Here is a 13,924-nt window from a genome sequence, read left to right as displayed (position 1 = left end):
GGGGCCGGCACCTCGGCGGCCCCCCGTGATGACCTCACCTCATCACACCCGTCTCTTCCGTCTCTTCCGTCTCTCCTATCCCTTCCGTCTCTTCTGTCACTGCTGCCTCTTCCGCCTGGCCGGCGGCGACCACCGCCGCCAGCAGCCGGTCCACGTCGTCGGCCGTGGCGTGCGGGTTGAGCAGGGTGAGCTTGAGGCGTACGCGACCGGGGCCCTCGCCCGGCAGCTCCGTACGGCCGACGACGGCGCGGCCCTCGCGCAGCAGCCTGCGGCGCAGCCGGGCGTTGATGTCGTCGCTCCTCTCCCCGGCCGCTGTCTCCGCGTGCGGCAGGTAGCGGAACAGGAAGGCGGTCAGCACCGGTTCGGAGTGCAGCTCCAGGCGCGGGTGTTCCCGTACGCCGCGTGCACCCGCGACCGCCAGCTCCCGGCAGGCGTCGACCAGCCGGCCGAGCCCGTCCCGGCCCAGGGAGCGCAGCGTGACCGCGATCTTGAAGGCGTCGGCGCGCCGGGTGGTACGGAGCGACAGGCCGAGCAGGCTCGGGTAGCCGGCCTCCTCGTCGTCCACCGGGTTGAGGTAGACCGCCCGGCGCGCGAGCGAGGCGTACGTCTCCGACTCGCGGACCAGGAAGATCCCGGCGGCGGCCGGCTGCCAGCCGAGCTTGTGCCAGTCCAGGGATACGGAGTCGGCGAGCGCGAGGCCGTCCAGGAGCGGCGCGAGCCGGTCGGAGAGCAGGGCGCCGCCGCCGTACGCCGCGTCGACGTGCAGCCAGGCGCCGTGCGCGGCGGCGAGGGCGGCGCAGGCGCGCAGCGGGTCGACGGCGCCGGTGTCGGTGGTGCCCGCGGTAGCCACGACGGCGACGGGGAGTTCACCGCGCCCGGCGCAGCCGTCGAGCGCGGCGGCCAACGCGTCCGGGTCCATGCGCAGTTCGTGGCCGACGGGGACGGAGAGCACCGCGTCCTCGCCGAGCCCGAGGAGGGCGGCGGCGCGCTGTACGGAGAAGTGGGCGGCGGCGGAGGCGAGGATGCGGGGCCGGCCGGCGGAACCGCTCGCGGCCACGCCGGAGAGTTCGATCTGGCGGCCGGTCGCCGCGCCGAGGACCCGGTCCCTGGCGAGCATCAGGCCCATCAGGTTCGACTCCGTACCGCCGGAGGTGAGCACCCCGGCGGCGCGCGTGTCGTCGTACCCGACGAGCCGGGCCATCTCCTGGAGCAGCAGGGTCTCCAGAGTGGTCGCCGCGGGCGCCTGGTCCCAGGAGTCCTGGGAGGGGTTGAGCGCGGAGACGGCGAGATCGGCGGCGACGGCGACCGCGAGGGGCGGGCAGTGCAGATGCGCGGCGCAGGCGGGGTCGGCGGGGTCGGCGCTGCCGTGGGCGAGGAGTTCGGTGAGCCGCGCGAGCGCGGCGGCGCCGCCGGGTCCGGTGACGCCGCCGGGGCCGGCGCCCGTACCGCTCGCGAGGGCTTCCGCGACCGAGGCGGCGATGTCCTCGGGCCGGCCGGGGGCGACGGGCCCGTCGCGGCGCTTGGCGCCCTCGGTGAGGGCGGCCAGGACGGTCGCGACCAGCGGCTCCAGGGCGTGGGAGCCGTCGGCGCCGCCGGAGAGCGACGCCGGGCCGCCCTCCGCCTGCGCCTGTGGCGGGACGACCGGTGCCTCGACGGGCGCGCCGACCGGTGACTCGTCCGGCGCCTTGGCCTGCGACGGGATCGGCAGTGTGGCCTGTGTGCGGGTTTCCGTGTTCATGCCTGTCGCCCCTGAACCGCGTCCCCGCGCTTGTCCGTGTCCTTGTCCGTGTCCTTGTCCGTGTCCGTGTCCTGGACCTGGACCTTGTGCTTGTCCTTGTCCATGGCCTTGTCCTGCGAGACCGTCGCGATCGCGTCCGCCAGCCGGTCCACCACCGACTCCGCCTGCTCGTCCGTGATGACCAGCGGTGGCAGCAGCCGTACGGTCGCGTCGAACCGTCCGCCCAGCTCCACGATCAGCCCCCGGTCGAGACAGGCCGCCCGTACCCGCACAGCCAGTTCCGCGTCGACGGGCCGGGCCCCGCAGGGATCCGACGGCCCTTCCGGGTCGACCAGTTCGACGCCGATCATCAGGCCCCGGCCCCGTACGTCGCCGATCGCCGGGAGTTCCGCGCGCAGGCCGTCGAGCCGTGCCGTCATCCGGGCGCCGACGGTCGCCGCGCGCTCGCTCAGGCCCTCGGCGCTCACGAACCGCAGCGTCGCCGCGCCCGCCGCCATGGCCAGGGTGTTGCCACGGAAGGTGCCCGTGTGGGCGCCGGGAAGCCAGCCGTCGTAACTCTCGTCGTACACGATCACGGCCATCGGCAGCCCGCCGCCGATCGCCTTCGACATGACCATCACGTCGGGGGTGATCCCGCTGTGCTCGACGGCCCAGAAGGCGCCCGTACGCCCGACGCCCGTCTGCACCTCGTCCACGATCAGCGGAATCCCGCGTTCCCGTGTGATCCGCCGCATCTCGCGCAGCCAGGGGTCGGGCGCCGGCACCGCGCCGCCCTCGCCCTGCACCACTTCGACGATCATCGCGGCGGGCGGGACGACACCGCCCGACGGATCGTCGAGCAGCCGCTCCGCGTACGTGGCCGCGAGGGCGGCCCCGCGTTCGCCGCCGACACCGAACGGGCAGCGGTACGCATACGGGTAGGGCAGCCGCGTCACCTCGGCCCCGCCGCCCGCGACCCGCTCCTTGACGGCGACGCTGCCGGTCACGCCCAGCGCGCCCGCCGTCATGCCGTGGTACGCGCCGGTGAACGCGAGCAGCCCGCCGCGCCCGGTCGCGGTCTGCGTCAGCTTCAGGGCCGCCTCGACCGCGTCCGTACCGGCGGGTCCGCAGAAGTGGACACGGGCGCGGTCGGCGAAGCCGCTCGGCAGGGTGGCGAAGAGCGCGTCCGTGAAGTCGTCCTTCTCCGGGGTCGCCAGATCGAGGACGTGCAGGGGCGCCCCGCTGTCCATCGTGCGCCGGACGGCCTCCAGCGTGACGGGGTGGTTGTGGCCGAGCGCGAGCGTGCCCGCGCCGGAGAGGCAGTCGAGATAGCGGCGGCCGTCCGCCCCTTCGATGGTCATGCCCGAGGCGCGGGCGGGGACGATCGGGAACGAGCGGGCGTAGGTGCGTGCCGAGGACTCCCGGGCGCGCTGACGCCGCAGGATGCCGTCCGCGGCGGAGGCCACGGCCGCGGTCCCGGTCCCGGTCCCGGCGGCGGCCTGGCCGGGCAGGGTGACGGGGGGCGCCGTGGAGGAGGGCGCGGCGGAGGAGGGCACGGTCGAGGGGGGCACGGTCGAGGGGGGCACGGTCATGACACGACTCCGGAGATGCGAGGAAGGACGAACTCCCGGTCGTACGAGCCCGCGTAGGGGAGAACGATCAGATCCCCCGTGCGTACCCGGTCGATCCGGACATCACGCGGAAGGGTGTCCCCGGGAAGGGGGCGGAGCGGGTCTGGCACGGCTGGCACTACCTCGGGGTGGGGGGTGCTGCGGAAGGGGCGCATGCCCAACAGCTTGCACCGCAAAGGTTTTGCTGAGGAGTCGTCAGGGACCCGACTCCCACCGAATGGTTAGGCGAGCCTAACCTAATGTCTTCCCCGAGGAGATACCAAGCGCCGTCGAACACGACAGTGCTCGGGCCACGTACGACCCGAGCACCCACAGCCGGCCCCGTCACGGCAGACCGGAAACGCTACCCGACGGCCTCGGCCCGGTCCTTCGACGTCCACTCCTCGGCGATGCGCCGGGTGACGCGCCGTCCGGGCTCGTAGACCTCCCACCCCGGATCGCCGGTACGGGCGAAGGCGACCCAGGCGGCGTGCGTGCGCCGGGCCGGCTCCGGCGGCGGGGCCGCTGTCCCCAGCAGGGCGCCGGGTCCGTGCAGTTGGGGCAGGCGGGTCGTGTCGAAGACGAACGGAAGCTCCACGGTGTGCGCCGCGCCGAGCTGCCCACCCAGGGCGTCGGAGCGCCAGGCGAACTCGTACGCGTACGTGCGCCCGCCCCTCTGCCCAGCGCGGCCGGCGCCTTCGGCGTGGGCGTCGAGAAGCCGCCGGGTGCCGTTGCCGAAGAGCGCGTCGCCCAGGATCGCGGACCGCAACGCGCCGTCCGTGGCGTCCGGTCGGCGGGCGCGGTGGGCGGCCACCAGCTCGGCCGGGGCGCGGTCGGTGCGGGCGGCGAGTTCGGCGAGATCGGCGGGGGTGGTGGAGGTCAGCAGCCCGTGCGGGGCGAGATAGAGGTTCCCCTCCTCGGAGTTGACGCCCGCCAGCAGATCGACGCCGTACGCGTGGGCGGCCAGGGTGTGGGCGGGCTGGCGCTCCCGTACGACGCTGAACGGGCTGAGGCCGACCAGGGGGTCGAGGTGGGTCGGGGTGGTGAGATCGATGCCCGCGAGCCGGGGCGTGATCTCCACGAACCGTTCGTCGGGCAGCGCGGCGAAGGCGTCGAGCCGGGGCCGTACCCCCAGCGCGCGGGCCGCCGCGTCCGTGACGCGGGCGGCCTGTTCGGGCGTGTGCGCCCCGAGACCGCTGCCGCTCTGCACGATCGCGCGCCGGAAGAGCCCGCGCGCGGCCGGGTCGGCCAGGACGGCGCCGGTGAGGGTGGCCCCCGCGGACTGGCCGAACAGGGTGACGTTGCCGGTGTCGCCGCCGAACGCGGCGATGTTCTCCCGGACCCACCGCAGTGCGGCGATGACATCGAGCAGGCCGCGGTTGGCGGGGGCGCCGGGCAGATCGAGGAAGCCCGCGATGCCCAGACGGTAGGCCACGGTGACCAGCACGACGCCGTCGTGGGCGAAGGCGGTGCCGTCGTACAGCGGCGCGCGGGGTGATCCGGCGACGAAGCCGCCGCCGTGCACGAAGACCATCACCGGCCGGGCGCCCGCGCTCCCGTCCGTAACCATGTCACCGCCCCCGTCGACGGGTGTGTGGACGGTGAGGGTGAGGTAGTCCTCGCCCCTGACCCAACCAGGGCCGAAGTACGGGGACATGTCCAGGGCACCGAACGCGTCACGCCGGGCCTGCGGGGCAGTGGGGCCCGGCTCGGTGGCGTCGCGTACCCCGGCCCAGGGGGCGTGCGGCCGGGGCGGGGCGAAGCGGGCGCGGCCCACGGGGGGTGCGGCGTAGGGGATGCCGTGGAAGACCGCCGTACCGCCGTGGCGCCGCCCCCGTACGGCGCCGCTCTCCGTGGGTACGACGATCTCGGAGGGAGGGCCGGAAGGGCCCTCGGGGTGACGGCTCACGGGCGGTCCGTCCGCAGCCGCGCGAACGGGGCCCATTCCTTGATGCCGAAGGCGCCCGCGTCGCGCCGTACCTCCAGGGCGCCGTGGCCGCCGAAGTGGGCGGGGAGGACCAGGGCGTTACGGTCGGCGGCCCAGCCCAGGATCCGGCGACGGGTGGCGCGCGCCCCGGCCGGGTCCTCGCAGAAGCAACTGTTCTGGTCGGGCTCCATGATCTGGAGCGGGGTGTGCAGCAGATCGCCGACGAACACCGCGCGGTCGCCGCCGGATTCCAGGGTGATCACGCTGGAGCCGGGCGTGTGCCCCGGCGCCGCGTCCAGCCGCAGGTGGGCGTCGATACGGTGGCTGTCCTCCCAGAGCAGCGCCTGGCCTGCGGCGTGGACGGGCGCGACGCTGTCCTCGAAGACGTTCTGGTTGCCGGGCCCGAACACCGAGGGGTTCGCGTGGGCGGGGTTCCAGAAGTCGAAGTCCGCCTTGGGCATCAGATAGGTGGCGTTGGGGAAGGTCGGCACCCAGGTCCGGTCCCGTAGAACGGTGTTCCAGCCGACGTGGTCGAGATGGAGATGCGTGTTGACGACGACGTCCACGTCCTCGGGCCGCACCCCGGCGCGGGCCAGGTTCTCCAGGTAGTCCGTTTCGAGGTGCCCCCAGACCGGCGCGTACGGCCGCTCCTTGTGGTTGCCGGCCCCGGTGTCGATCAGGATCGTCCTGCCCTCGCTGCGCAGCACCCAGGTCTGGAGGGCGGACTCGCAGATATTGGTGTCGGGGTCCAGGAAGTCGGGTGTCAGCAGGGGGCGGTGGCGCTGCCACGCCTCGTCCGTACCGCCGGGGAAGAAGACATCGGGGGTCATCCCTACGGGACCGGAGAACTCCCCGACGCGGGTGATGGTGACGTCGCCCAGGGCGAGTTCGTACACGCCCCGCCCCGGATCCCGGCTTTCACTCTGACATTGACTCTGGCTCTGGCCATGTGTCCGGCTCTGCATGATGCTTCGGTGTCCTTCACTGATTTCGGGCATGTGGCGGCGCCACGGCCTGGGCGAGCAGGGCCAGCGCCGTACGCGAGGGCGAACCGGTGTCCGTGGTGGCGAGCACGATGTTCTGGCCAGGGCCCTGGCCCAGGGTCTGCTGGGTGACGGTCACGGTTCCGACGAGCGGGTGCCGCATCTCGTGGACGCTGAAGTTGCACGTCCTGACGCGGTGGTCGGCCCACATCGACGCGAAGTCCGCGCTCTTCGAGCTGAGTTCGCCCACCAGAGCGTGCAGCGCGGTGTCGTCCGGGTACTGGCCGGCGACCAGGCGCAGGTTCCCCACCACCGACCTGGCCTTGGCCGGCCAGTCCGCGTACAGGTCGCGGGTGTGGGCGTCGAGGAACACCATCCTGACCATGTTGGGGCGCTCCGCCGCCCGGTCAGGGGCGCCGGGGTCGAGGTGTCCGGCGAACAGCGCGTGGCCCAGCCGGTTCCAGGCCAGCACGTCGTTGCGGCGGCCGAGCACCAGCGCGGGGACGTCCGGGAGCGAATCCAGGAGTTGACCGGCCGCCTCCGTCATCCGCTCCGGCGCGGGCCGCCGCCCCCGGCCACGGCGCTCGGCCGTACGGGCCAGGTCGTACAGGTGCCGTCGCTCGGCCTCGTCCAGGCGCAGGGCGCGGGCGATCGCGTCCAGCACGTCCGGCGAGGCGTTCAGCGAATGCCCCTGCTCCAGCCGCGCGTAGTAGGACGCGCTCACGCCCGCCAGCAGCGCCAGCTCCTCGCGCCGGAGCCCCGGCACACGCCGCCGCTCCCCGTAGGTGGGAACCCCGATGTCCTCGGGACGGAGCTGGGAGCGCCGCGCGTGCAGGAAGTCTCCGAGCTGAACTTTTCCGCTCATGGATCCGAGTATGGGTCGCCCCGTACGGCCTAGCCTCTCCCTGCGGGTGCTAGGCACGGGAGGGTCCGGCCGACCGGTTTTCGGGCCCGGCCGACCGGTTTTCGGGCCCGCTCGGCCGGTGGCGGGCCCGGCGGCGGCGCTGGTCAGGGGGCCGGGACCGGGCCCCGCATATGGGCGCTGATCCACTGGATCAGACCGGCGTCGACCATGTTCGGTACGTAGGTGCGCGCGTTGTGGCCGCCGCCCTGGATCACGCTGAGCCTGGTTCTGATCGGCCCTCGGGTGTACGTACGGACGAAGTCCTCGACCTTCGGTCTGGTCCGGGCGTCGGAGCCGACCGTGCCCACCTGGAAGGCGAGATAGACGTCAGGGCCCTTCGCCCTGATCAGCTCGGGTGCGAGGAAGGCCGGATCGTTCGCCCGCTCCTCCTGTTCGTGCCCGGCCCACAGCCGGGAGTCCGGCGCGAGGTCCGGGCCCGAGACGAGGGCCGCCTTGAACTGGCGGGGCTTCTGGAGGACGGACTTCAGCCCGGCGAAGCCGCCGGTGGACGAGCCCATGATCGCCCAGCCGTCGCGCGATGTCAGGGTGCGGAAGTTGGCCTTGACGAGGTCGGGGACGTCCTCGGTCAGCCACGTCCCCATCTTCGGCTGGCCGGGGATGTCACTGGCGTCCCAGTAGAGCCCGCCGGTGTCGGGGTGGGGGTTGAGTACGGGCATGGCCAGGATGAACGGCAGGCTCCTGCCCTCCTTGGACCACGCGGCGATGCTCGCCTCCAGCTTCAGATCCGTACCCATCCAGTAGTTGACGGGGTACCCGGCGCCCCCGGGCAGCGCGATCATGACCGGGAACCCGCTCCTCGCGTACGCCGGGTCCGTGTACTGCGGCGGCACCCAGACCCAGACCCGCCCCGTGAACCCGGACTTCTTCCCCGCCAGCGTCGTCACGGCGATCTTGGACCCGTCCTCGGGGACGGTGGCGGCCACGGTGAACGCGGCGGCCGGCCCGGTCGGCATCAGCACCTCGGACGCCCCTGCCACCCCGGACACCGCGGGCCGCCCGCCGCCGCCCCTCTCCGTGACGGGCGTGGGGACCGTGTCGCCGCCCTGGGCGAAGGTGATCGGGTCGCCGGTGTCGGAGAAGACCCCGGGAGCGTCGGGCACGGGCCAGGCGCCCAGCCCCAGGGGGAGGGCCACAGCCACGGCCACCCCAAGGGCCCACTTCCTACGCGTGCCCTTCTTACGCGTGCCCTCCTTACGCGTCCCCTCCTTACGCGTCCCCTTCGTGTGGCGGGTGTGCGGCATCGGCGTTCTCCTAGGGGCGTGCCTGTCTGTTCCACCTGTCGGGAGGGGCACCCGGAAGGGGCATCCGGGAGGAGCATCCGGGAGGGCACCACGGATCCAGCGGTTCCGTATTGGTACGACAAATCTATTTACAGTGACCCAAAGCCGCAGGGCGAAGAGTCCGGAATAGATTCCGCACCCGATGCCGTTGTAGGCTTCAGACGGCAAAGTTGAAGCTTCAACCATTTCGATGGAGCCGGATCAGACGCCAGTCCACCGAAGAGGCGAGAGGTGAGCTCGATGCAGTTCGGGATCTTCACAGTCGGCGATGTCACGACCGACCCGACGACCGGACGTACGCCGACCGAGCACGAGCGGATCAAGGCGATGGTCGCCATCGCGCGGAAGGCCGAGGAGGTCGGTCTCGACGTCTTCGCGACGGGCGAGCACCACAACCCGCCGTTCGTGCCGTCCTCGCCCACCACCATGCTCGGCTACATCGCGGCCACCACCGAGCGCCTCGTCCTCTCCACCTCCACCACCCTCATCACCACCAACGACCCGGTGAAGATCGCCGAGGACTTCGCGATGCTCCAGCACCTGGCCGGCGGGCGCGTCGACCTGATGATGGGGCGGGGGAACACCGGGCCCGTCTATCCCTGGTTCGGGGAGGACATCCGGCAGGGCATCCCGCTCGCCGTCGAGAAGTACGCCCTGCTGCACAAGTTGTGGCGCGAGGACGTCGTGGACTGGGAGGGCAAGTTCCGTACGCCGCTCCAGGGGTTCACCTCGACGCCCCGGCCGCTGGACGGGGTCCCGCCGTTCGTCTGGCACGGGTCGATCCGGTCGCCCGAGATCGCCGAGCAGGCCGCCTTCTACGGGGACGGCTTCTTCGCCAACAACATCTTCTGGCCCAAGGGTCACTTCCAGAAGCTGATCAACCTCTACCGCAAGCGGTACGCGCACTACGGCCACGGCACCCCCGAGCAGGCGATCGTCGGCCTCGGCGGCCAGGTGTTCATGCGGAAGAACTCGCAGGACGCGGTACGGGAGTTCCGGCCGTACTTCGACAACGCCCCGGTGTACGGGCACGGTCCCTCCCTGGAGGAGTTCACCGAGCAGACCCCGCTGACCGTGGGCAGCCCGCAGGAGGTCATCGAGAAGACGCTGTCCTTCCGCGAGACCTTCGGCGACTACCAGCGCCAGCTCTTCCTGATGGACCACGCGGGGCTGCCGCTGAAGACGGTGCTGGAACAGCTCGACCTGCTGGGCGAGGAGGTCGTCCCCGTCCTGCGCAAGGAGTTCGCGAACCGGCGGCCCGCCGGGGTCCCGGACGGCCCGCTGCACCCGGCCGTCGCCGCGAGCGGGAAGGCCGTCTCCGCGACCGGGAAGAAGGAGGTCTGAGCATGGACGCCGTGTCGGTCGACTCCGTGACACCGCTGAAGCTGGTCGCCGTGTCGGCCGGTCTCGGCAAGCCGTCCTCGACGCGCCTGCTGGCCGACCGGCTGGCGGAGGCGTCCGTACGGGCACTCGCCGCCGAGGACCGCAAGGCGGAGGTCGAGGTCGTCGAGTTGCGCGAGCTGGCCGTCGACATCGCCAACAACCTGGTCACCGGCTTCCCTTCGGCCCCGCTCGGCGCGGCGCTGGCGGCGGTGGCCGGGGCGGACGGGGTGATCGCGGTGACGCCGGTGTTCGCCGGTTCGTACAACGGGCTCTTCAAGTCGTTCTTCGACCTGGTCGAGCCCGACGCGCTCACCGGAACACCCGTCCTCCTCGCGGCCACCGGGGGGACCGCCCGCCACTCCCTCGTGGTGGAACACGCGATGCGCCCGCTGTTCTCGTACCTCCACGCGCTGACCCTGCCGACCGCCGTGTTCGCCGCGACGGACGACTGGGGCGCGGGGGCCGATACGCACGCGGGCGGACTGCCGGCCCGGATCGAACGGGCCGGCGGGGAGTTCGGCCGGCTGCTCCAGGGTCGGACGGCGCGTGAGGCGACCCGGAGGAACGACAGCAGCGGCCAAGGGAGCGCGAACGGGAACGCGAACGGAAGCGGGAACGGGAACGCGAGCGCGAGCGCGGACGAGTTCGATGAGGTCGTGCCTTTCGAGCAGCTTCTCGCGAACGTCACGCCTTGATCTGATTGACGGGAAGGTCCGTTGTCAGTGGGGTCTCCTATGGTTTGGGTATGACCCCAGCTCTCATCGGGCGTGACCACCCCATGGGTGTCCTCCGGGCGGAGATCGCCCGGACGACGGACAGCCATGGGGGCCTCGCGCTGGTCACGGGAGAGGCCGGCATCGGCAAGACCGCGCTCGTCACCCGGGCCGCGCACGAGGCGCGGCGGCTCGGTGCGCTCGTCCTGAGCGGCTCGTGCTGGGACTCGGAGAGCGCGCCGGGGTACTGGCCGTGGGTGCAGGTCCTGCGGGGGCTGCGGCGCGGGGTCGGGCAGGAGCGCTGGGCGGAGATCGAGCGCGCGGCGGGCGGGCGGCTCGCGGTGCTGCTCGGGGAACCCCGGTACGTACGGTCCACGCACCGCCCGGACGCCACGAACTCCACGAACTCCACGAACGCGCCGAAGTCCCCGAAGTCCCCGAACGCGCCGAGGTCCTCGGACCCTCCGGCCTCCCCGAACTCCCCGAACTCCCCGAACTCCCCGCAGGACGCCTTCGCGTTGTACGACGCGGTGACCTCGGCCCTGGTCGCCGTCTCGCAGGACCGCCCGGTCGTGGTCGTCCTCGACGATCTGCACGGGGCGGACCCCGCCTCCCTCCGGCTCCTCGAATTCGCCGCGCGGCAGGCTTGGTTCGAGCGGCTGCTGCTCGTCGGGGCGTACCGCGACATCGAGGTGGAGGCGCCGGACCATCCGCTCCGGGGCCTGATCCTCCCGCTGGTCGCGCGGGCGACGACGACGCTGACGCTGACGGGGCTCGGCCGGGACGAGGTGGGTGCGCTGCTCGCGCTCACCACCGGGCGGGAGCCGGAGGCGGCCGTCATGGACGAGGTCCACCGGCGGACCGGCGGCAATCCGTTCTTCGTCGAACAGACGGCCCGGCTCTGGCACAGCGGCAGCCCGCTCTCCACGGTGGCGCCCGGGGTGAGTGAGGCCGTACGGAGCAGGATCGCGCAACTCCCGTCGCCGGTGAGCGCGTTGCTGGCCTCGGCCGCCGTGCTGGGCCGGGAGTTCCACCGCCGGGTGCTGGCGGCCGTCACGGCCGCGCCCGTACCGCACGTGGACCGGCTGCTGGAGCGCGCGGTGGCGGCCCGGGTGGTGGTGACGGGACAGGCGGGCCGGTTCGCCTTCGCGCACGATCTCGTACGGGAGGCGCTGTACGCCGCGCTGCCGGAGCCGGACGTACGGCGCCGGCACGCCGAGGTCGTACGCGCGCTGGACGGCGATCCCGCGCTCGACGGTCACCTCTTCCCCGCCGAGCTGGCCCGGCACGCCTATCTGGCGGGCGACGCGCTGGAGTGCGACCGCAGGCTGGACGCGCTGCTGGCTGCGGCGCGGGACGCCGCCGGCAGGCTGGCCGGCGAGGAGACCCTGGGCCACTACCGGCGGGCGCTGCGGATCGCCGAGGGGACGGCGGACCGGCGGCCGGATGGGGACACCGACGGGCCGGAGGCCGGGCCCGGGGATCCGCGCCGGGCCGTGCTGATCGCGCTGGACCTCGGCGGCGAGTTACGGAACTACGGCGAGGAGGAGGAAGCCTGGCGGTACTTCGAGCGGGCCGCCGCCCCGGCCCGTGCGCTGCGGGACGCCGAACTGCTGGCCCGGGTGGCGATCACCCTGCACCGGCGGGGCGGGGTCCCCGGGCGCGAGGCACAGACCGCCGGGCTGCTCCGGGAGGCCCACCGCACCCTGATCGGCGGCGGCGCCGATCCGCAGCAGCTCGATCCGGCCCAGCTCGCGCGGGAACTGACCGTACGGTCCACGGCGCTGGCCCGTCGCGAGAGGGACGACGACGCGCTCGCCTTCTCGCTCTGGACGCGCCACGACACGATCTGGGGGCTGGGCACGGCGGCCGAACGGCTCACGCTCACCGACGAGATGGCCGCCATCGCCCGCCGCACGGGCGACCACGACACGGAGGTGCACGCGACGGGGATGCGCTGGGTCACGCTGCTGGAACAGGGCGATCCGCGCTTCCTCGCCGAGCTTCGCGCGTATGTCACGCTGGCCGAGCGGACGGGCAAACGCCGCTTCCAGCTCAGCAGCGCCATCGATCTGTCCATGGCCGCCTCCCTCGCCGGCCGCTTCGACGAGGCGGAGGAGCTGCTGGCCAAGGCGCTGGAACCCTGGCGGGAGCACGCGCCGTACGGATTCATCAGCGCGCATCTGGACTGGGCGCTCAAGCTGCTCCGGGGCCGGTTCGACGCGGCGCAGGCGGTGGTCGGCACGCTGGACGGTCTGGGCTATCCGTATCCCCGGCTGCCTGCGGCCCTCACGGCGCTGGAGCGCGGCGACACGGCGGACGCGGTCCGGTATCTCCGGGAGGTGGAGGCAGGCGCGGACCCGCCGTTTCCGCGCGTCTACGCCCCGCTGTGGCTGCGCTTCCGCGCCCAGACGGCCGCCGCGTCGGGCGACGAGGCGCTGATCGCCCGCGCACGGGCCGCGCTCGCGCCGTACGCGGGCCAGTGGATGGTCTCCCTGTACGGCTGCGACATCAGCGGCCCGGTCGACCTCTGGCTCGGCACGCTGGACGCCGCGAGCGGGCGGTGGGACGAGGCGGTGGCGGCGCTGACGGCGGCGCGCGACGCGGCGGACCGGCTCGGGGCGATCCCGTGGTCGCAGCGCGCCACCACGGCCCTGACGCGAGCGGAAGCCCTGCGCCGCCACCACTCCCCCACCCCGGTCCCGGCCCAGGCCCCGGCCCCCCAAGCCGATGTACACCACCCCGACTTGCAGCGGGCCGAGTCCCAGCAGGCCGCGTCTCAGCGGGCCGAGTTCCGGCGGGACGGTGCGGTCTGGGCGCTGGCCTTCGCGGGGCGGTCGGTCCATGTGCCCGACGCCAAGGGGTTACGGGACCTGCATACGCTCCTCGGCCACCCGGGCGCCGACCTGCCCGCCGTACAACTCCTCGCCCCCGAGGGCGGACGCGTCGTCACCGCGACACGGTCGCTGGGCGGCGACGCCATGCTGGACGAGCGCGCCAAGGCCGCCTACAAGCGACGGCTGGCGGAGCTGGACGAGGAGATCGACCGGGCCTGTACGCACGGGGACCCGGCCCGCGCCGCCGAGGGTGAGCGGGAGCGGCAGGCCCTGCTGGACGAGCTGCGCCGGGCGGCGGGCCTCGGCGGACGGACCCGGCGCCTCGGCGACGAGGCGGAGCGGGCCCGCAAGACGGTCACCGCCCGTATCCGCGACACCCTGCGCAGACTCGACACCCTGCACCCCGAACTCGCCGCCCATCTGCGGGCATCGGTGTCCACCGGCTCCACCTGCGCCTACCGCCCCGCCCCCACCGCCCCGCCCGTCGACTGGCGCCTCTGACCCGTCTTCCCGGGGCGGGTGGCGCGTGCCGACCGGCGAGGGCCGCGG

9 protein-coding genes are annotated in these 13,924 nt (G+C 73.3%); 3 read left to right on the top strand and 6 right to left on the bottom strand.

Going from position 1 to position 13,924, the window contains the following annotated elements:
- Nucleotides 1–34: 34 nt before the first annotated feature.
- The 6 genes from ACIO3P_RS12885 to ACIO3P_RS12860 all read right to left on the bottom strand — a co-directional run bounded on the left by ACIO3P_RS12885 (nt 35) and on the right by ACIO3P_RS12860 (nt 8,301).
- On the bottom strand, nt 35–1,738 hold the full coding sequence (locus tag ACIO3P_RS12885) for a pyridoxal phosphate-dependent decarboxylase family protein (protein ID WP_401849214.1): 1,704 nt from the start codon (nt 1,736–1,738) through the stop codon (nt 35–37).
- Nucleotides 1,735–3,309, bottom strand: coding sequence for a diaminobutyrate--2-oxoglutarate transaminase family protein (locus ACIO3P_RS12880; protein WP_401849212.1), 1,575 nt, complete (start codon nt 3,307–3,309; stop codon nt 1,735–1,737). Before ACIO3P_RS12880 ends, ACIO3P_RS12885 begins: the two co-directional genes overlap by 4 nt.
- Before the next feature lie 382 nt (nt 3,310–3,691).
- Nucleotides 3,692–5,236 (bottom strand): carboxylesterase/lipase family protein, encoded by a 1,545-nt coding sequence (locus ACIO3P_RS12875; protein ID WP_401849210.1) that lies wholly within the window; start codon nt 5,234–5,236, stop codon nt 3,692–3,694.
- Nucleotides 5,233–6,150, bottom strand: a complete 918-nt coding sequence (locus tag ACIO3P_RS12870; RefSeq protein ID WP_401791668.1) for an MBL fold metallo-hydrolase — start codon at nt 6,148–6,150, stop codon at nt 5,233–5,235. Before ACIO3P_RS12870 ends, ACIO3P_RS12875 begins: the two co-directional genes overlap by 4 nt.
- Before the next feature lie 85 nt (nt 6,151–6,235).
- A complete protein-coding gene (locus ACIO3P_RS12865; RefSeq protein WP_401849209.1) occupies nt 6,236–7,102 on the bottom strand; it encodes a helix-turn-helix domain-containing protein in 867 nt (288 codons plus the stop codon).
- Between the two features lie 143 nt (nt 7,103–7,245).
- A complete protein-coding gene (locus tag ACIO3P_RS12860) occupies nt 7,246–8,301 on the bottom strand; it encodes an alpha/beta hydrolase-fold protein (RefSeq protein ID WP_329824371.1) in 1,056 nt (351 codons plus the stop codon).
- Between the two features lie 381 nt (nt 8,302–8,682).
- On the opposite strand from ACIO3P_RS12860, the gene ACIO3P_RS12855 reads away from it, so the two are divergent.
- From ACIO3P_RS12855 to ACIO3P_RS12845, 3 genes are read left to right on the top strand one after another with little or no spacing between them, the layout of a single operon-like run.
- Nucleotides 8,683–9,786, top strand: a complete 1,104-nt coding sequence (locus ACIO3P_RS12855; protein ID WP_401849207.1) for an LLM class flavin-dependent oxidoreductase — start codon at nt 8,683–8,685, stop codon at nt 9,784–9,786.
- Nucleotides 9,787–9,788: 2 nt separating this feature from the next.
- A complete protein-coding gene (locus tag ACIO3P_RS12850) occupies nt 9,789–10,520 on the top strand; it encodes an FMN reductase (RefSeq protein WP_401849205.1) in 732 nt (243 codons plus the stop codon).
- A gap of 50 nt (nt 10,521–10,570) precedes the next feature.
- Nucleotides 10,571–13,876 carry an ATP-binding protein gene (locus tag ACIO3P_RS12845; protein ID WP_401849204.1) on the top strand — a complete coding sequence of 1,102 codons (3,306 nt, stop codon included), beginning with the start codon at nt 10,571–10,573 and terminating at the stop codon, nt 13,874–13,876.
- The last annotated feature ends 48 nt before the right edge of the window (nt 13,877–13,924 follow it).

It is taken from the genome of Streptomyces sp. NPDC087310, assembly GCF_044744405.1.
Taxonomy (GTDB): Bacteria; Actinomycetota; Actinomycetes; order Streptomycetales; family Streptomycetaceae; genus Streptomyces.
The sequence above is the reverse complement of the archived record's forward strand: the minus strand, read 5'-3'. Positions and strand labels throughout refer to the sequence as shown.

Bases quoted from the DNA above. Each gene is read 5' to 3' on its own strand.
- ACIO3P_RS12850 (WP_401849205.1), top strand. From the start codon at position 9,789: ATGGACGCCGTGTCGGTCGACTCCGTGACACCGCTGAAGCTGGTCGCC.
- ACIO3P_RS12885 (WP_401849214.1), bottom strand. From the start codon at position 1,738: ATGAACACGGAAACCCGCACACAGGCCACACTGCCGATCCCGTCGCAG.
- ACIO3P_RS12865 (WP_401849209.1), bottom strand. From the start codon at position 7,102: ATGAGCGGAAAAGTTCAGCTCGGAGACTTCCTGCACGCGCGGCGCTCC.
- ACIO3P_RS12855 (WP_401849207.1), top strand. From the start codon at position 8,683: ATGCAGTTCGGGATCTTCACAGTCGGCGATGTCACGACCGACCCGACG.
- ACIO3P_RS12880 (WP_401849212.1), bottom strand. From the start codon at position 3,309: ATGACCGTGCCCCCCTCGACCGTGCCCCCCTCGACCGTGCCCTCCTCC.
- ACIO3P_RS12845 (WP_401849204.1), top strand. From the start codon at position 10,571: ATGACCCCAGCTCTCATCGGGCGTGACCACCCCATGGGTGTCCTCCGG.